The sequence below is a fragment of the Streptomyces sp. KMM 9044 genome (assembly GCF_024701375.2).
Taxonomy (GTDB): domain Bacteria; phylum Actinomycetota; class Actinomycetes; order Streptomycetales; family Streptomycetaceae; genus Streptomyces.
Map to the genome: position 1 here is coordinate 3,114,432 of NZ_CP113910.1, position 17,315 is coordinate 3,131,746.

Here is a 17,315-nt window from a genome sequence, read left to right on the forward strand (position 1 = left end):
TGACTGAGAATCGGTGAGTGGTGCTGCGGGGTGCACGGAGGGCGCACCGGGGATGCGGGTGCTGCTCAGGCGGTACGGGACGCTGAGGGCCCACCCCCGAGTTCGCCCTTCCAGCGGCGGTACAGCCGGTGCTCGACACCCGCAGCGTCGAGTACGCGTCCGGCGACGAAGTCCACCAGGTCCTGGATGTGCGCCGCACCCGCGTAGAACGCCGGTGAGGCGGGCACCACGGTCGCGCCCGCGTCGTCGAGGGAGACCAGGTGCCGCAGGGTCTGGCCGTTCAGCGGGGTCTCCCGTACGGCCACGACCAGGGTGCGCCCTTCCTTGAGGGTCACGCTCGCCGCCCGTTGCAGCAGGTCCTTGGACAGCCCGAGCGCCACCCCGGCCACGCAGGCCGTGGAGGCGGGCACGATCAGCATGCCCCGGCTCGGATACGAACCGGAGGAGGGCCCCGCGGCGAGGTCACCGGCGGCCCAGTACCGCACGCCACCGAGGTCCACGGTGAAGGTGCCCGGCTTGCCGTCCGCTCCACGGGACAGCCATTGCCGCAGGTCGTCCCGCCAGTGGGCGTCCCGGAAGGAGATGTCGGTCTCGTCCAGCAGGGTGAGCCGCGAGGCACGGCTGACGACGAGGTCGACGCTCTCCCCCGCTTGGAGGAGCGCACGGATGACGGCTGCCGCATATGGCGTGCCGGAAGCGCCGGACACCCCCAGGATCCAAGGCGTTCGCGTCGTCTCTCCTGGCTTGAGATGGTTCACGACACCGAGCCTATCCGGCATCGAGGGAGGGGAACCGGCCAAGGGGTCCGGTCCGTTTCCCCGGTGGGCGACCGGTCCGTCTCCCGGGCGGACGCCGAGCAGACGACCGGCCCGTCTCCCGGGGGACGACCAAGGCGAGGGGGTGTGCCGTGTCCGACATCGATACGCGGTGGTCGGGGCGCGAGCGGACGAAGACGGCGGCCGTGGTGATGGTGGCCTGGGTGGCGCTGCTGTGGCTGCTGGAAGTGGCCGACGTGGCCTCCGGTCACGCGCTGGACGACTTCGGCGTCGTGCCGCGCACGGCCTCGGAGCTGGTCGACGTCGTCCCCTCCGCTTTCGTCCACTTCGGTTTCGCCCATGTCGCGGCGAACAGTGTGCCGCTGCTGGTGCTCGGTTTCCTCGCCGCCCTGGGCGGGCTGCGCCGGTTCGCCGCCGTGTGCGCGCTGATCATCGTCTGCGACGGCCTGGGGGTGTGGCTCATAGCCCCGGCATACACCAACACGGCGGGCGCCTCCGGTCTGGTCTTCGGCCTGTTCGGCTTCCTGTTGTGCAGCGGCTTCGTAGAGCGCCGGCCGATGGGCGTCGTGGTCGCCGTGCTGGTCGGCGCGGTCTGGGGTGGCTCGATCCTCGCGGGCATCGCGCCCGGTCAGGCCGGCGTGAGCTGGCAGGGCCACCTCATCGGCCTGCTGGCCGGCGTGGCATCGGCCTTCCTGTTCCGGCGCCGGCCGGGCCGCCGGGGCGCGCTGACGACGTAGGGCATGCCCTGCGCGCCCTGCCGGGCTCGCGCCGGCCCGACCTCAGACCGTCAGCCCCCGTACCAGGAGGTCCAGCAGCGCGCAGACGAACAGCGCGATGCCGATGAAGCCGTTGACGCTGAAGAAGGCACGGTTCAGGCGGGTCAGGTCGTTCGGGCGGACGATGGTGTGCTCGTAGACGAAGGCCGCCGCGACGATCACCAGGCCGAGCCAGAAGAACGCGCCGGCGCCGGTGAGGACCGCATACCAGACGAACAGGGCCGTCGTCACGGCGTGGCAGGCGCGGGCGCCCCGGACGGCGGCCGGGATGCCGAAGCGGGCCGGGACCGACTTCACGCCGACCTCGCGGTCGGTCTCCACGTCCTGGCAGGCGTAGATGAGATCGAAGCCGCCGATCCAGACGCCGACCGCGAGGCCGAGGACGACCGCGTCCCAGGACCAGGAGCCGGTGACAGCCAGCCATCCGCCGACCGGGCCCATGGCCTGGGCGAGTCCGAGGATGGCCTGCGGGAAGTTGGTGAACCGCTTGCCGTACGGATAGACCACCATCGGGATCACCGCGACCGGCGCGAGGGCCAGGCAGAGCGGGTTGAGCAGGGCAGCCGCGCCCAGGAACACCACCAGGGCGATGACGGCGCCGGTCCACGCGTGCCGGACCGACATCGCGCCGGTGACCAGTTCGCGGTGCGCGGTACGCGGGTTGCGGGCGTCGATCTCGCGGTCGATGATCCGGTTGGCGGCCATCGCGAAGGTGCGCAGGCCGACCATGGCGATCGTGACCAGGAGCAGCCGGCCCCAGTGGATGGTCCGGTCCCACTCGTACATCGCGGTGAGAGCGGCGATGTACGCGAAGGGCAGCGCGAACACGGAGTGCTCGATCATCACCAGGCGCAGGAAGGCCTTCACCCTGCCGGTCGGCTGCGGTGCCACGCCCGGGTTCGCGATCCCGTCGGCGGTGGTCATCATGCGAGGCTCCCGAGGAACGCGTCGAGGTCGGCCAGCAGTGCGGCGACGGGCAGCGGTCCCGTCTCCACGGCCAGCGGCGTTCCGGCGTCGTCGCCGGACGGGTCCTCGGGCGGGGTGACGTGCGCGGTGAAGACGTACGCGTCCGTACCCGTGTCCCCTTCCGCGCCCGCGTCCGCGCCCGGGGCGGCCGGACGGGCGTCCAGGCGCAGCAGCGAGCCGCCGTCGACCGTGAACGGCCCGCCCGCCGCGGCGGTGAGCCCGGCGCGCAGCCGTTCGGCGAAGTCGGCGGGTTCCGTGTCGCGCACCCCGGGCAGCTCGAAGCCGCCGCCCTCGCCGTCGTGCTCGACCAGGACCGCCCAGGTGTCGCCGGCGCCCGCGAACTCCTGCGGCGTGACGCCCGCCTGCTCGGCGGCCTGCCGGACTCCGGGGTCGGCCGGGTCCAGCTCGGGGCGCACGAGGGCCACGTAGTCGGTGTCGGTGCCGATGAAGAGGGCCGGGCCGCCCACGGGGACGGGACTCACAGTCCGTACTCCTTCCAGCGGCGGTCGACCAGTGCGGCCGTGTCCGGGTCGGACTCGACCATGTCGGGCCAGCCGCCGTCGCGCGTGTACCCCTCCTCGGGCCACTTCTTCGTCGCGTCGATGCCCGCCTTGCCGCCCCAGAACTGCTGGTAGGACGAGTGGTCGAGGTGGTCGACCGGACCTTCGACGACGCTGAGGTCACGGGCGTAGTCGGTGTTGCCGAGGGCCCGCCAGGCGACCTCGTGCAGGTCGTGGACGTCGCAGTCGGAGTCGACGACCACGATCAGCTTGGTCAGCGACATCATGTGGGCGCCCCAGACGGCGTGCATCACCTTCTGCGCGTGCTTGGGGTACTTCTTGTCGATCGAGATGATCGCGCAGTTGTGGAAGCCGCCGGCCTCGGGGAGGTGGTAGTCCACGATGTCCGGGACGATGATCTTGAGGAGGGGCAGGAAGAAGCGTTCCGTCGCACGGCCCAGGGGCCCGTCCTCGGTCGGCGGGCGGCCGACGACGATCGACTGGAGCAGCGGGCGCCTGCGCATGGTGACGCAGTCGATCTTCAGTGCGGGGAACGGTTCCTGCGGGGTGTAGAACCCGGTGTGGTCGCCGAACGGGCCCTCGGGAAGCATCTCGCCCGGCTCCAGCCAGCCCTCGACGACGACCTCGGCGTGCGCCGGGACCTGGAGCGGGACCGTCTTGCAGTCGACCATCTCGATCCGCTTGCCCTGCAGGAACCCGGCGAAGAGGTACTCGTCGATGTCGCCGGGGAGCGGGGCGGTGGAGGCGTACGTCACGGCGGGCGGACAGCCGAAGGCGATGGCGACCGGGAGCCGCTCGCCGCGGCGGGCGGCCACCTGGTAGTGGTTCCGGCTGTCCTTGTGGATCTGCCAGTGCATGCCGATGGTGCGCTTGTCGTGGCGCTGGAGCCGGTACAGGCCGAGGTTGCGGATGCCCGTCTCGGGGTCCTTGGTGTGGGTGAGGCCCAGGTTGAAGAAGGAGCCGCCGTCCTTGGGCCAGGTGAACAGGGCGGGGAGCTGACCGAGGTCCACGTCGTCGCCCTGCAGGACGACCTCCTGCACCGGGGCGTCCTTCACCTTCCTCGGCGGTACGTGGGTCATCGAGCCGAGCTTGCCGAACGCCTCGCGCAGGCCCACGAAGCCGTTGGGCAGCTCGGGCTTGAGGAGGCCGCCGATCCTCTCGCTGATCCCGGCGTACGACTTCAGGCCGAGCGCCTTCAGCAGGCGGCGGTCGGTGCCGTACACGTTCATCGCGAGGGGCATGCCCGAACCGCGCACGTTCTCGAAGAGCAGGGCGGGACCGCCGGCCTTCTGCACCCGGTCGACGATCTCACCGACCTCGAGGTACGGGTCGACCTCGGCCTTGACGCGCTTGAGGTCTCCCTCGCGGTCCAGGGCCCTCAGCAGGGAGCGAAGATCGTCGTAAGCCATGGGGCCAAGTATCCCCGAGCGGCTACCCTTTCCAGGTACCTGGGGGCTGTGGCTGTGCCGACGTCCCCGACGACCCCTTCTCTGGAGAGGCCCATGCTCCGGGTGCTGATGTTCCTCGTCCCCCTCGCACTGAGCGTCTACGCGTTCATCGACTGCATCAGCACGAAGGACGAGGACGTGCGTCACATGCCCAAGCCGCTGTGGGCGATCCTCGTGCTGGTGTTCCCGCTCGTCGGTTCGATCTCGTGGATCATCGCCGGCAAGAAGCGGCACCCCGCGGGCGCGGGCGGCGGCGTCAATTCCGCGTGGGGCCGGGGCGGCGGCCGGCAGCGGTGGGTGGCGCCGGACGACAACCCCGATTTCCTGAAGTCGCTCGGCGAGGAGCCGGACGGGCCCGGGGAGAAGAACACCGACCCGGGCAGGGACAAGGGCAAGGAACGCGACGAGAAGCCCGAGACCGACTGAGGGGCTGCGCGGGCCCGCCCGATCCCTGTCGAGGGGGCACAGGGGCGGGCCAGTCCGAACCCGGAGGGCCGGGATCACCGGCCCCCGAGAACCTCCTCGGACACGGTGACGGCCCGGGTGAGCCGTGCGCGGAGAACCTCGTGGCCCAGACGGCTCGTGACACGCGTGCGCACGGCGTCGGACACCTCAGGGCCGCGCTGCTCGAGAACGAGCAGGACATCCTCGGCCCGGCCTTTCCCAAGCCCCTGTTCACGCCCCTCGTCCCGGATTTCTTCGGAGATGCTCGGCCCGGCGGTTCTCCGGCCCCTGCACGGTGGATCCGACGAGGGGATCCGCGATGTCTTCGGGGGTCTCCCGCAATGCTGCGGAGAGCGCCTTCGGTACCTCGTCGACGGCCTTACCGGCGGCGTGCGTGACGGCGGCCGGACCGGCCGGAACCAGGTCGGCGCGGGCCTCCTCCGGGTCCTCGATCACGGGCATGTCGTGCGGGCCCGCGACCGGGGGCTGCGGGGTGGGAGCGGGCATCCGGGCCGGCCCGCCGCACGCCGGCTGCTGGACCCAGCGGGCCGCGTCGTGGTCCTGGCGGACGACGAGGAGCGCCGTGGTAAGCCGGTACTTCGTCCACAGACAGCTGACGCGGTAAGCCCAGCCGGCCGGCTTGTCCGGTTTCTCGCCGCCCTGGGCCGCGACGGCCGGCAGGAACACTGCCTGCGCCTCGGTCCCGAGCCGCAGCAGGGTGTCCACCCCGCGTTCGACGGGGTTGCCCCCGAGGTGTGGACCGAGGACATCGGGACGTGACGAAGGCCGGTTCCCGTGCCCGGTGACCGGTGACGGGAACCGGCCTTCGCGGGCGGTGCCTCGGGGTGCCGCTCAGAAGCCGACGGCGGTGAGGGCGCCCAGGCCGACGTCGGCGTAGGAGTGCTTGCCGGAGACGAAGATGTTCACGCCGTAGTAGTTGAACAGCCAGCAGCCGAAGGCGAGCAGGGCCAGGTAGGCGGCCTTGCGGCCCTTCCAGCCTGCGGTGGCGCGGGCGTGCAGGTAGCCGGCGTAGGCGACCCAGGTGATGAAGGACCAGGTCTCCTTGGGGTCCCAGCCCCAGTAGCGGCCCCAGGCGTCACCGGCCCAGATGGCGCCCGCGATGATCGTGAACGTCCACAGCGGGAAGACGGCCGCGTTGACGCGGTAGGAGAACTTGTCGAGCGAGGCGGAGGCGGGCAGCCGCTCCATGACGGAGGTGGCGAAGTTGCCGGGCCTGCCGCCCCGCGCGAGCTTGCTCTCGTAGGTGTCCTTGAAGAGGTACAGGACCGTGCCGACCGCACCGACGTAGAAGACCGCGCCGCACAGGATCGCGGTGGAGACGTGGATGTAGAGCCAGTACGAGTCGAGCGCGGGGACCAGCTGGTCGCTCTCGGTGTACAGGACGGTGACGGCCAGGCCGAGGTCGAGGAGGACCGTCGTGGTCAGGAACAGGCCGAGCCAGCGCACGTTCTTCTTCAGCGCCAGCAGCAGGACGTACACGCCGACGACGACCGTGGTGAAGGTGATGTTGAACTCGTACATGTTGCCCCACGGCGCCCGCTGCACGGACAGCGCCCGGGTGAGCACACCGCCGAACTCGACCAGGAAGGCGAGCACGGTGAGGGAGACGGCGATCCGCCCGTAGAGGTCGCCCTGCGCGTCCCCGCCGTGCGCCCCCGGCCCGTCGGGCACGTCCCGCGCGCCGGCCACGGCCCGTACGACGACCTTGGGCCGCTCCAGTACGGCGGTGCCGCCCTCCTGCTTCACGGTGACCGCGGGGGCGGCCTTCTTCGCCGACTGCGCGCGGGGGGTGAGCGCGGCGGCGGTGCGGGCGACCTTGCTGCGGCTACCGAAGATCCATTCGGCGATGTACGCGAAGAAGGCCAGGGTGTAGACCGCCATCGCGGAGTAGATCAGGACGTTGCTGATCTCCGCGAGATTCTCGTTCTTCGCGGCGGCCAGGCTCGTGGCGGTGACCAGATCGGTTGCGGCGGCGAGAGTCACGGCTTCTCAGCCCCTTCGGCAGGTACGGCTTGAGGGTCGGGGGTGTCGGGCGAGTCCGGTGCGTCAGGCGAGTCAGGTGAATCGGCGGACGGCTCCTGGGCGCCCGGGGCCCGGTCGTAGAGGATTCCGGCGAGGTCACCGAGTTCCTCGGGCACGGTGGCGGACTCGCTGCGACCGAGCCCGGCCATCTCGACGACGGTGACGCCGTCGGGGCCCTCGACCGCGCGCACCCACACCCGGCGCCGTTGGATGAACAGGGAGCCGGCCAGACCGGCGATCGCGACGAGGGCACCGCCGAGGGCCCAGCCGCCGCCCGGCTCCTGGACCATCTGGAAGCCGGCCCATTCCCTGATGTCGTTCTCGAAGGTGACCGTGCCCGCACCGTCCGGGAGGGTCATGGTCTCGCCGGGCGTCAGCATCTTCTTGAACAGCTCACCGTCGGAGTCCTTGAACTCCTTCATCTTGGTCCTGTCCATCTGGTACACGCTCTGCGGAATGCCGGAATCGGCCTTCAGATCGCCGTGGTAGGCGGACAGCGCGAGCACCGGATAGTCGAGGGCCGGGAACTGGGAGAGCATCGTGCCGCTCTGGGAGCCGCCGAAGGTGGGCACGAAGAAGGCGTTGAAGCCGAGCTGTTCCTTCTCACCCTCGGCGTTGCGGTAGCCGTCGAGGACCTTGACCACTCCGGAGGAGGTGACGTTGGAGTCGAGCGGCAGCAGGGGCACCGCGTCCTTGAAGACGACCTTGCCGTCGCCGTCGCGGACGGTGACCACGGGCGCGTAACCGTGGCTGACGAGGTAGACCTTGGAGTCGCCGATCCGCAGCGGCTCGTTGACCTTGACGGTGGTCGTCCTCTCCTCGCCGTAGGCGCCCTCGCTGTAGACGAGCTCGGTCTCGTAGGTGCGCGGCGTTCCCTTGTTGGGGCCGCTGCGCTCGTAGGTGCCGGTGAAGGACTTCACGTCGAAGCTGAACGGCTCCAGGTCGGCGACGTCGAAGAGGTTGCCGGACTTGAAGTCGTCGTACTGCGAGAGCGTGTTGGCGAAGCCGTTGCCCTCGACGATCAGCTTGTTGCCCTCGGACTTGAACAACTGCCCCCAGGCGAAGGCGACCAGCATCACGATCAGGGCGAGGTGGAAGGCGAGGTTGCCCACTTCGCGCAGATAGCCCTTCTCGGCGGCGACGGCGTCACCGGCGAGGTGGGCACGGAAGCGGCGCTTCCGCAGCAGGGCGAGCGCGGCCCCGCGAACCTGCCCGGGGTCGGCCCCGGTCCGCCAGGTGGTGTACGCGGGCAGCCGGGTCAGGCGCTTGGGGGCACCCGGCGGGCGTCCGCGCAGCTGGCCCACGAACTGCCAGGTGCGGGGCACGATGCAGCCGATGAGGGAGACGAACAGCAGGATGTAGATCGCCGAGAACCACACCGAGCTGTAGACGTTGAACAGGCCGACCTTGTCGTAGACCGGCGCGAGGAACTCGTGCTGCTCACGGAAGTCGGCGACCCGGGTCTCGTCGACGCCGGTCTGCGGGATCAGCGAGCCGGGGATCGCGGCGAGCGACAGCAGCAGGAGCAGCAGCAGCGCCACCCGCATGGAGGTGAGCTGCCGCCAGAACCAGCGGGCCCAGCCGATGACGCCCAGGGCGGGCAGGTTCGGCAGCTCCTCCTTGGGCGCGGTGGACAGCTGGGAGCCGGCCGCGCCGAGGTCCTGGTCCCGGTCGCGGTCGCGGTCGGCCTGGTCCTGGGCCGCTGCGTCGGCCGCGGCACCCCCGGATTTCCCCGGGGTGTGTTCCCGCCCGGTCTTGGAAGTCGTGCTCATCGCCGTCAGATCCCCACAGTGAAGCCGTTGGACCAGGTCTGCATCTCCACCACGAGGCTGTCCCACACTCCGGTGAGCAGCAGCACTCCGGTCAGGATCATCAGCGTGCCGCCGACCCGTATGACCCAGACGTAGTGCCGCTTGACCCACCCGAAGGCGCCGAGCGCCTTACGGAAGGCCACGGCCGCGAGGACGAAGGGCAGACCCAGTCCCAGACAGTACGCGACGGTCAGTACGGCGCCGCGTCCGGCGCTCTCCTGCTGTGCGGAGAGCGTCAGCACGGAGGCGAGGGTGGGGCCGATGCAGGGCGTCCAGCCGATGCCGAACAGGGCGCCGAGGACGGGCGCGCCGGCCAGCCCGGCCGCCGGCCGCTTGTGGAAGCGGAACTCGCGCTGGGTCAGCCAGGGCATCATCCCCATGAAGAAGACGCCCATGAGGATCATGAGGACGCCGAGCACCTTGGTGAGGACGTCCGACTGTTCCTGCAGCGTCTGCCCGAAGAAGCCGAAGAAGGCGCCGCCCGAGACGAACACGACGGTGAAGCCGAGGACGAACAGCGAGGCGCCGGCGACCATCCGGCCGCGCCGGGCCTCGGCCAGGTCGGTGCCGGACACGCCGGTGACGTAGGAGAGGTAGCCGGGGACCAGTGGCAGGACGCAGGGCGAGAAGAAGGAGACGAGGCCGCCGAGCAGGGCGATGGGCAACGCCACCAGCAGGGCGCCGTTGAGCACCGTGCCGTTGTAGCCCGTCTCGGCGGCGAGGTGGGCCGTCCCGGCGGTGAGGGAGCCCGCGTCGGCCGCGAGCGCGGTGAGGACGGTCACGTCACTTCTCCGCGACGACCGGCTCGAGCATCTTCAGCAGCCGTTCCTCGCTGAGCGCGGTGAGCGATCGGGCGGCGACCTTCCCGTCCCGGTCCAGGATCAGGGTGGAGGGGATCGCCTGCGGGTTGAGGGTGCCCTTCTCGAAGCGGAGCATCAGCTTGCCCGTGGGGTCGTACAGGCTCGGGTAGGTGATGCCGAAGTCCTTCTCGAAGGCGAGCGCCGACCCGGTACTGGTGTCGCGGGTGTTGATGCCGACGAACTGCACGTCCCGGCCGGCGTAGTCCTCGGACACCTTGGCGAAGTACTTGGCCTCCGCGCGGCACGGGTTGCACCAGGAGCCCCACACGTTGAGGACGACGACCTTGCCCCGGAAGGCGGCGACGTCGAGGTGTTCGCCCTCGATCGTCTTGCCGGACAGGTCGGGCGCGGCGACGCGCTCGCCCCTGGCGACGGTGGAGATGCCGTCGGCGCCGGTGACGAAGTTGGTGTTGCCGCCCCCGCCGGAGGTTCCGCCGGAACCGCACGCGGAGAGCAGCAGGGCCGCCACCGCGGTTCCGGTGGCCAGGACGGCACGGCGGCGCGCGCGGACGGCGTGAACTCGGGTGGCGCGGTTCGAGCGCTGGGGGGCGCGGCTGGCGGCACTCATGTGAAAAGTTTCGCATGCCCGTTCCGGGGCTCTCGGGCACCCCCCTTGCGGACGGAAACCCGCATATCAGGCGCCGCTCGCGGCGCCCTCCCCGAGCCCGCCCCGGCCCCCGGCCCGGCGGCTCCGGAGCCGCCCGGCCCGCCCGAGCCCCCCGGACCGCCCAGGAAGCCCTTCCAGCCACCGGCCGGTTTCTGCCCGACCCCCAGTGTGCGCAGCCGCTCCAGCACCTCGGGCTCCTGCACGTCCAGCCAGTCGACGAACTGCCGGAAGGAGACCATGCGGACGTCGCCGCCCTTGCCCTCCTCCCGCGCGATGTGCTCGATGACACCCTCGACGGCGTCCATGTAGATGCCGCCGTTCCACTGCTCGAAGTGGTTGCCCACGAAGAAGGGCGCCCGGTTCGTCTCGTACGCGCGCTTGAATCCCGATATGTACGCCCGGGTCGCCTGTTCCCGCCAGGCGGGGTGGTTGCTCGCGGGCGCGTTGGTGGAGTTGACGGACTGGTTGGCGAGGATGTTGTAGTCCATCGACAGGACCTCGAAGGACCGGCCGGGGAGCGGGATCTGCTGCAGGGGCAGGTCCCACATCCCCCGGCGCTTCGACGGCCAGACCTGGAGGCCGCCGGGCGAGGAGGCGTCGTAGCGCCAGCCCAGGTCGCGGGCGGTGGTGAGCAGGTTGTCCCGGCCGAGCAGGCAGGGCGTGCGGCCGCCGACGAGCTCCTTGTCATAGTCGAACGGCAGGGACGGCAGGTCCGTCCAGCCGGAGTTGGTCCGCCACTCCTTGACGAAGGACTTCGCCTGGTCGATCTCACTGCGCCACTGCTGCGGGGACCAGGTGCCGACGCTGCCGGAGCCGGCACAGAAGTGGCCGTTGAAGTGGGTGCCGATCTCGTGGCCCTCGAGCCAGGCGCGGCGGATGTTCCTCAGCGTGTCCTTGATGTGGTCGTCGGTCAGGTAGCCGATGTCGGAGGCGCCGCGCGGGTTGTTGGGCGGGTCGTACAGCCGCTTCTTCGACTCGGGCAGCAGGTAGATGCCGGAGAGGAAGAACGTCATGTGGGCCTTGTGCCGCTCGGCGAGGTCCAGGAAGCGCGGGAAGAGCCCGTTGCCGACCTCGCCGGCCCCGTCCCAGGAGAAGACGACGAACTGCGGCGGCGCCTGACCCGGCTCCAGCGGCACCGGCCGGGAGGGCTGGTGGGGCTGCTTTCCGGTGAAGGCGGTGGAGCCGTCACCGATCGGCCGGGCGGTCTTCGCCGGCTTGGGCTTCCCGGGACGGTCGCCGTCCTTCGGTCCGCCCGTACGCCTCGAGCCGCCCGAGCCCGAGCCCGTGCCGCTGCCGCAGCCGGTCAGCGGGACCGCCGCGGCGGTCCCTGCTCCGAGTCCGAGCATCCCCCTGCGGGTGAGCGCGCGCATGACATCCCCGATCGTCGCGTCCTCTGGTGGTCACTCACTCAGAGGACGTGACGGGAACAGAAGTTCCCCGTCTTGTGCGAAGGTTCGGCAACGAGCGTCACGAGGGCGTGCCGGGCACCGGGTACGCCGGGTCTCCGGGTGCGCAGCACGCCTCACGGGCCGGGCATCGCACGTCGGGTACGTCGGTGCCTGCCCGGCAGATCAGGCCGGAGGTGACCGGCGGTATCCGTCCGGCCGGGGCGAGCAGGGGCCGCCGCGTCCCGTCGCAGGGCGGAGGAGGGCGTCGACGCGAGGGGGGCGCCGGGGGCGCCCCCCTGCCCGAAGAGCTCGGGCGGGGCATACCGCGCCCCCGCGCCTCCGGCATGCCCCGCCGGTCAGGCCTACGCGCCGAAGGCCTTGCCCTGCGGGGTGCCTCCCTTCCCCTTCACCGGTTTGGCGCCGGCGAGGAGATGGGCGGGGACGAGATCGCGGACCGGCTCGCTGTAGCCGACGGAGACGATCCTGTCGCCCAGGTAGGTGAAGGTGGTCAGCGAGGCGAGCGTGCACTGCCGCTTGCGCGGGTCGTGCCACAGCCTCCGCTTCTCGATGTGGGAGCGCACGATCCAGATCGGCAGCTGGTGGCTGACCAGCACCGCCTCGTGACCGCGCGCCGCGTCCTTGGCCGCGTCGAGCGCGCCCGTCATGCGGACGACCTGCTCGGCGTACGGCTCGCCCCAGGACGGCTTGAACGGGTTGACGAGGTGCTTCCAGTTCCCGGGGCGGCGCAGGGCGCCGTCACCGACGCCGAAGGTCTTGCCCTGGAAGACGTTCCCGGCCTCGAGGAGCCGGTCGTCGGTGGCGACGTCCAGGCCGTGCGCCTTGGCGATCGGCTGTGCCGTCTCCTGGGCCCGCTCCAGCGGGGAGGCACCGACGTGGACGATGTCGCGGGAGGCGAGGTGCTCGCCGACCCGGTCGGCCATGCGCCGGCCCAGTTCGGAGAGCTGGTAGCCGGGGAGCCGGCCGTAGAGGACGCCGTCCGGGTTGTGGACCTCGCCGTGCCGCATGAGATGGACGACGGTGATGTCCCCGCCTTTCTTTCCCGCACCCGTGCCGTCGCTCCCGCCGCTGTTCCTGCTGGTACCCGTGCCGTCGCTCATGCCGTCGCCTCTGCTGCCGCCCGGGCCGCCGCGGGGAGGGCGTCGGCGATCCGCTGGACGGCCCGGTCGTCGTGCGCGGTGGACACGAACCAGGATTCGAAGGACGAGGGCGGCAGATAGACGCCGTTCTCGAGGAGGGAGTGGAAGAAGGCGGTGAAGCGGAACGACTCCTGCGCCTTTGCGTCCTCGTAGTTCCTGACCGGCCGGTCGGTGAAGAAGACGGAGAACATGTTGGAGGCGTTCTGCAGCGTGTGTGCGACGCCCTCCTTGGTCAGCGCCTCGGTGACGAGGGACTGGATCCGCGCGGAGACGGCGTCCACCGTGTCGTACGCGGCGGCGTCGAGCAGCCGCAGCTGGGCGAGCCCGGCGGCGGTGGCGACGGGGTTCCCGGAGAGGGTGCCGGCCTGGTAGACGGGCCCGGCGGGGGCGAGGTGCGCCATGACGTCGGCCCGCCCGCCGAAGGCCGCGGCCGGGAAGCCGCCGCCCATCACCTTGCCGAAGGTCATCAGGTCGGGCCGCACGCCGTCGACGCCGTACCACCCGGCGCGGCTGGTACGGAAACCGGTCATCACCTCGTCGGAGATGTACAGCGCGCCGTGCGCGGCGCAGGCCTCCTTGAGCCCCTGGTTGAACCCGGGCAGCGGCGGTACGACACCCATGTTGCCCGGGGACGCCTCGGTGATCACGCAGGCGATCTCACCCGGGTGCGCGGCGAAGGCGGCGCGCACGGCGTCGGGGTCGTTGTAGGGCAGGACGATCGTGTCGCCGGCCTGGGCGCCGGTGACACCGGGGGTGTCCGGCAGGGCGAAGGTGGCGACGCCCGACCCGGCGGCGGCGAGCAGCGCGTCGACGTGCCCGTGGTAGCAGCCGGCGAACTTGATCACCTTGGCGCGCCGCGTGAAACCGCGGGCGAGCCGGATGGCCGACATGGTGGCCTCGGTGCCGCTGGAGACGAGCCGGACCTGCTCCAGGGGCTCGATCCGGGCGACCATCTCCTCGGCGAGCGCGACCTCGCCCTCACCGGGCGTCCCGAAGGAGGTACCGCGCGCGACGGCGTCCTGCACGGCGGCGATCACCTCGGGGTGCGCATGCCCGAGGATCATCGGCCCCCAGGAGCAGACGAGGTCGACGTACTCCCGCCCGTCGGCGTCGGTCAGGTACGGGCCGGTGCCGGACACCATGAACCGGGGCGTGCCGCCGACGGCCCGGAAGGCACGTACCGGCGAATTCACGCCACCGGGTGTGACGGCCGCGGCACGGTCGAACAGCGCCTGCGAGGCTTGGGCTTCGTATGGGTATGGCAGTTCGCTCATGACCTGCGACTTCTCCGACCTCTCCGACATCTCGGACTCGGGCTGCGAGTGACCTGTTCAGGGTAGGCCAGGCGCGGGCGGGGAGCCGGGGGCCACCGAGACCCGCGGCGGTCCCGGTGAGTAATCCGGCCCCACCTGCCCGTACCACCTGTTCGTACAACCATTTCGCATGCCTGTTCAGTACGGTCGCCCCGCGCGGCCGTTCACGGGCTCGGGTATCCGGCCACCCGCAGCGGCATCCGGTCCCGAATCGCCCGTGATCTGCGAAACTGGCGTGGGAGTGCACACAGCTCACCGGCCCGGGGCGGCCGGATGCTGGGAAGGACCCGCGGGCAGATGCGACACCGTACGTTTCGGCGTGCGGCCGTGGGGGAGGTCACTGACACGATGATCAGGTTGCGCGGCGGGGCCACGCGGCCTAGAAAAGTAGTCGGGTGGAGATATGCATCGCGGTGGCGGACTGGGCGAGGGAACCGACGACCTCGGCCCTCGGCGTTCCCGGCGGGGAAAGCACCGGCGCGAGGCGGAAGAGGTGGACGAGGCCCGTCGGGCACACGGTGCTCCGGGCGAGGCCGAGTCGATCAGCCCGTCGAGTGCGGGAAGCAGGAGTGGTGGGCGAGTGGGGGTGACCTACAAGTATTTCGGCGCGCCGGACGGCGCCACCGCCGCCCGCGTCCCGATCTCGATGCGCCCCGAGGAACTCGGCGGCGACGAGCTCGGCATGAACGGCATGTTCACCAAGATCAAGCCGGAGACGATGGCCGCCATGGTCCTCACCGGCATCGAAGGTGTCCCCCTGCACAAGGTGCCGCCGCTGGAACTGGTCGTCCTGCACCCCGACTACGCGGTCGTGAAACTCCCGATGACCGTCGTCGACCCCCTCCGCGGCATAGGCGAGGAAGCGGTGGGCGCGGCCGCCTTCATCTGGTCCACCGTCCCGGACCGCGGCGGCCCCCGCGACGCCTTCAACGTCTACCAACTGCTGCACGAGTGGCAGGACTTCTCGCATCGGCTGCACGAGGCGGGGCATCAGGCCTACTGCCTGGTGTGGCCCTGAGCCGGGGTTTCGCAGGGGCCGGGCGCGGGTCTTCGGGCCTCGCCCTTTTTCGTTCCGGGGAGGGGCCGTCGGACGGCCAGGACATACTGAGGGCACGTTGGTTTCGCCGGGGGCGGTGACTCTGTTGCTCCATTGCGGAGAGTGACGCCGGTCCGTCGACGGGGCGGCGTCACTCTCCGCAATGGAGCAGCAGAGTCAGCAGGCGACGCAAAGCACCACCGATGCTTCCCTGCCGCCACACCTGCACCGCAAGATCAGGCCCCACCACCCACCCGGGCGACCCCACGACGATCAACGAGAACGTCGGAGGCCGAGGGGGCCTAGAAATACCTGAACCACGATAGACCCCGTCGGCAGTGGGGTCCGGAGCAGGGGTGACCGGTCGGCCTCGGCCTCCGATCACCCGTACGCCTCGGTCAGGTCAGGTCAGGGGGAACAATTCGAAGCGGTCGAACGTCATCCAGTGGTTGCCGGAGGCGGCGTTCTTCCCGACGACCTTGAACTGCAGGGTGTGTTGACCGACCGTGAGGGGGAGGTGACCGAAGGTGGTCCGGTAGTACTCCGCGGCGGTGCCGTACTCGTCCTGGGGCGGGCCGAAGGCCTTACCGTCGACGTAGAGCTGGAAGAAGCCCCGGTTCGCCAGCCTCTTGAGATAGGCGCTGAGCTCATAGCGCCCCGTGGCGGGCACGTTGACCGTGTAGGTCACGGACTGGCCGACTGCGGTGGACTCCACGGCGCTGGCCTGGCCCGCGCTGGCTCCCTCCTCGGCGAAGTTGCGGCGCACGACGCCCGAGGTCGAGGTGACGGGCAGCGACTCGGCCTCGTAGACCGTCCTGGGGCTGCCCGCGATGACCGGGCTGACGTCGAAACGCAGCGAGGCACTGGCCGGCAGCGCGGGCAGGCTGATCCGTGCCGTGTTGCCGGTGACCGTGTAGTCGGCCTCCAGGACCTTGACCGGGTTGGTCAGCTGCGCGACGTCGTCGAAGCGGGTGGCGCGAAGCCGGATCTTGCCGCTGCGCTGCAGGGCGGCGGGAATGTTACGCAGGTCCAGGGTGACCGTGTGCGCGGCCGCGGTCTGGTTGCCTATCAGGCCGGTGGAGCGGCGCTGGGCGGTGTCGACGGCAGTGAAGGCGTCCACGGTGGCCTCGGCGGACGACGTGGTGCGCGCGAGCCGCCCGGTCATGTCCTTGTAGGTGTTGTAGTTCCACCACACGCCCCGGGGCAGGGCCGCGCTCCGGGTCGCGGCGTTGCCCAGGGTCGCCACGAAGGCCGGGTTGTCCCCGACCCACTCCCAGGCGGAGTAGAGCCCGTCGGTCAGGCCGTTGGGCACGCTGCGCTCGAACTGGGCGAGATAGCGGACGTTGACGCCCGCGTCCCACGCGTCCGCCTTGCCGTATCCGGTGCCCTGGTACTCGGTGATCGCGATGGGCATCGGGGCGATGCCGTTGTCGATCATCCACTGCTTGATCTGGGCGGTGTGCCCCGGGATGTCGGGCGCGCCGGCGGTGAGCTCGTGCCAGGACAGCACCTCGGGCAGGCAGTCGTTCTGCTTGCAGTAGGTGAGGAACTGCGTGAGCCGCGCGAAGTTGTAGCCGGACAGTTCCGGCGCCTGCACCTTGAGTGCGGGGTCACGGGCCTTCAGGGTGTCGTAGGCGACGTTGTGCGCGGCGAGGTAGCTGGTGAAGGGCCGCGCGGTGGTGTTCCACTGCAGGTCCGGTTCGTTCCAGGTGATCCAGGATTCGACGTCGTAGTCACCCGTCTGCGCTTCGTCGTAGACGCTGTTGACGATCTTCCGCCAGCGGTCCTGGTCGCCGCCGTCTCCCGGCCGGTAGCTGCGGTCGGGGTGGTTGGGGTCAGCGACGTAGTAGTAGACGCCGACCTGCAGCCGTGCGCCGGTGTCCTTGACGCGGTCGTAGGTGGGGTGGTCGAACAGGCTGGGCAGGTTCGGGTGGTGGTCCGCGCCGCGGATCGCCCGGACCTTGACGCCGTCGATGAGGTACTGGGCGGGTGAGGTGGCGTCGATCCCGTGGAGATAGCCGCTGGCGACCTGGTTGGACGGACCTACGTCGGCGCCGTAGTCCACCGTCACCGTGATCGAGTCCGCTTGCGCGGGTGTCACCCCGACCAGGGTGCTCAAGAGCGCCCCGGCCACGGTCGCGGTGAGCACTTTGAGGATTCTCATCGTTG

The 17,315-nt window shown here is 70.7% G+C and carries 16 protein-coding genes; 3 read left to right on the plus strand and 13 right to left on the minus strand.

The features are described from left to right. Window positions 1–65: 65 nt before the first annotated feature. Window positions 66–779, minus strand: coding sequence for a UbiX family flavin prenyltransferase (locus HUV60_RS13920; RefSeq protein WP_257850946.1), 714 nt, complete (start codon window positions 777–779; stop codon window positions 66–68). A gap of 188 nt (window positions 780–967) precedes the next feature. Between HUV60_RS13920 and HUV60_RS13925 the strand changes: the two genes are divergently transcribed. Then, window positions 968–1,513, plus strand: a complete 546-nt coding sequence (locus tag HUV60_RS13925) for a rhomboid family intramembrane serine protease (RefSeq protein ID WP_443047518.1) — start codon at window positions 968–970, stop codon at window positions 1,511–1,513. 42 nt (window positions 1,514–1,555) lie between these two features. Here the strand turns inward: HUV60_RS13925 and mqnP are convergent, their stop codons facing one another. From mqnP to HUV60_RS13940, 3 genes are read right to left on the minus strand one after another with little or no spacing between them, the layout of a single operon-like run. After that, entirely contained in the window at window positions 1,556–2,479 is a 924-nt protein-coding gene (gene mqnP, locus HUV60_RS13930) for a menaquinone biosynthesis prenyltransferase MqnP (RefSeq protein WP_257850944.1), read from the minus strand. After that, the gene (locus HUV60_RS13935; protein ID WP_257850943.1) at window positions 2,476–3,000 is read right to left on the minus strand and encodes a hypothetical protein; all 525 of its coding nucleotides are present in this window, start codon (window positions 2,998–3,000) and stop codon (window positions 2,476–2,478) included. Before HUV60_RS13935 ends, mqnP begins: the two co-directional genes overlap by 4 nt. Further along, window positions 2,997–4,448, minus strand: coding sequence for a menaquinone biosynthesis decarboxylase (locus tag HUV60_RS13940; RefSeq protein WP_257850942.1), 1,452 nt, complete (start codon window positions 4,446–4,448; stop codon window positions 2,997–2,999). The genes HUV60_RS13935 and HUV60_RS13940 overlap by 4 nt, the downstream gene beginning before the upstream one ends. 93 nt (window positions 4,449–4,541) lie before the next feature. On the opposite strand from HUV60_RS13940, the gene HUV60_RS13945 reads away from it, so the two are divergent. Beyond that, on the plus strand, window positions 4,542–4,913 hold the full coding sequence (locus HUV60_RS13945) for a PLD nuclease N-terminal domain-containing protein (protein ID WP_257850941.1): 372 nt from the start codon (window positions 4,542–4,544) through the stop codon (window positions 4,911–4,913). 249 nt (window positions 4,914–5,162) lie between these two features. Here the strand turns inward: HUV60_RS13945 and HUV60_RS13950 are convergent, their stop codons facing one another. The 8 genes from HUV60_RS13950 to hemL all read right to left on the minus strand — a co-directional run bounded on the left by HUV60_RS13950 (window position 5,163) and on the right by hemL (window position 14,071). Further along, window positions 5,163–5,657 carry a hypothetical protein gene (locus HUV60_RS13950; RefSeq protein ID WP_257850940.1) on the minus strand — a complete coding sequence of 165 codons (495 nt, stop codon included), beginning with the start codon at window positions 5,655–5,657 and terminating at the stop codon, window positions 5,163–5,165. Window positions 5,658–5,783: 126 nt separating this feature from the next. Continuing rightward, the gene (gene ccsB / locus HUV60_RS13955; RefSeq protein WP_257850939.1) at window positions 5,784–6,935 is read right to left on the minus strand and encodes a c-type cytochrome biogenesis protein CcsB; all 1,152 of its coding nucleotides are present in this window, start codon (window positions 6,933–6,935) and stop codon (window positions 5,784–5,786) included. Further along, on the minus strand, window positions 6,932–8,746 hold the full coding sequence (gene resB, locus HUV60_RS13960) for a cytochrome c biogenesis protein ResB (protein WP_257850938.1): 1,815 nt from the start codon (window positions 8,744–8,746) through the stop codon (window positions 6,932–6,934). The genes ccsB and resB overlap by 4 nt, the downstream gene beginning before the upstream one ends. A gap of 5 nt (window positions 8,747–8,751) precedes the next feature. Next, window positions 8,752–9,567 carry a cytochrome c biogenesis CcdA family protein gene (locus tag HUV60_RS13965; protein ID WP_443047292.1) on the minus strand — a complete coding sequence of 272 codons (816 nt, stop codon included), beginning with the start codon at window positions 9,565–9,567 and terminating at the stop codon, window positions 8,752–8,754. Between the two features lies 1 nt (window position 9,568). Beyond that, window positions 9,569–10,213, minus strand: a complete 645-nt coding sequence (locus tag HUV60_RS13970; RefSeq protein ID WP_257850937.1) for a TlpA family protein disulfide reductase — start codon at window positions 10,211–10,213, stop codon at window positions 9,569–9,571. Continuing rightward, window positions 10,210–11,622, minus strand: coding sequence for a hypothetical protein (locus HUV60_RS13975; RefSeq protein WP_269441183.1), 1,413 nt, complete (start codon window positions 11,620–11,622; stop codon window positions 10,210–10,212). Before HUV60_RS13975 ends, HUV60_RS13970 begins: the two co-directional genes overlap by 4 nt. A 380-nt stretch (window positions 11,623–12,002) precedes the next feature. Further along, window positions 12,003–12,665 carry a histidine phosphatase family protein gene (locus tag HUV60_RS13980; protein ID WP_257851734.1) on the minus strand — a complete coding sequence of 221 codons (663 nt, stop codon included), beginning with the start codon at window positions 12,663–12,665 and terminating at the stop codon, window positions 12,003–12,005. An 89-nt stretch (window positions 12,666–12,754) separates the two neighbouring features. Then, a complete protein-coding gene (gene hemL, locus HUV60_RS13985; RefSeq protein ID WP_257850935.1) occupies window positions 12,755–14,071 on the minus strand; it encodes a glutamate-1-semialdehyde 2,1-aminomutase in 1,317 nt (438 codons plus the stop codon). 619 nt (window positions 14,072–14,690) lie between these two features. Between hemL and HUV60_RS13990 the strand changes: the two genes are divergently transcribed. Further along, complete coding sequence (locus tag HUV60_RS13990; RefSeq protein WP_003992141.1) at window positions 14,691–15,128, plus strand: hypothetical protein; 438 nt, start codon at window positions 14,691–14,693, stop codon at window positions 15,126–15,128. 421 nt (window positions 15,129–15,549) lie between these two features. Here the strand turns inward: HUV60_RS13990 and HUV60_RS13995 are convergent, their stop codons facing one another. Beyond that, window positions 15,550–17,310, minus strand: coding sequence for a hypothetical protein (locus HUV60_RS13995; RefSeq protein ID WP_257850933.1), 1,761 nt, complete (start codon window positions 17,308–17,310; stop codon window positions 15,550–15,552). Window positions 17,311–17,315: the final 5 nt, after the last annotated feature.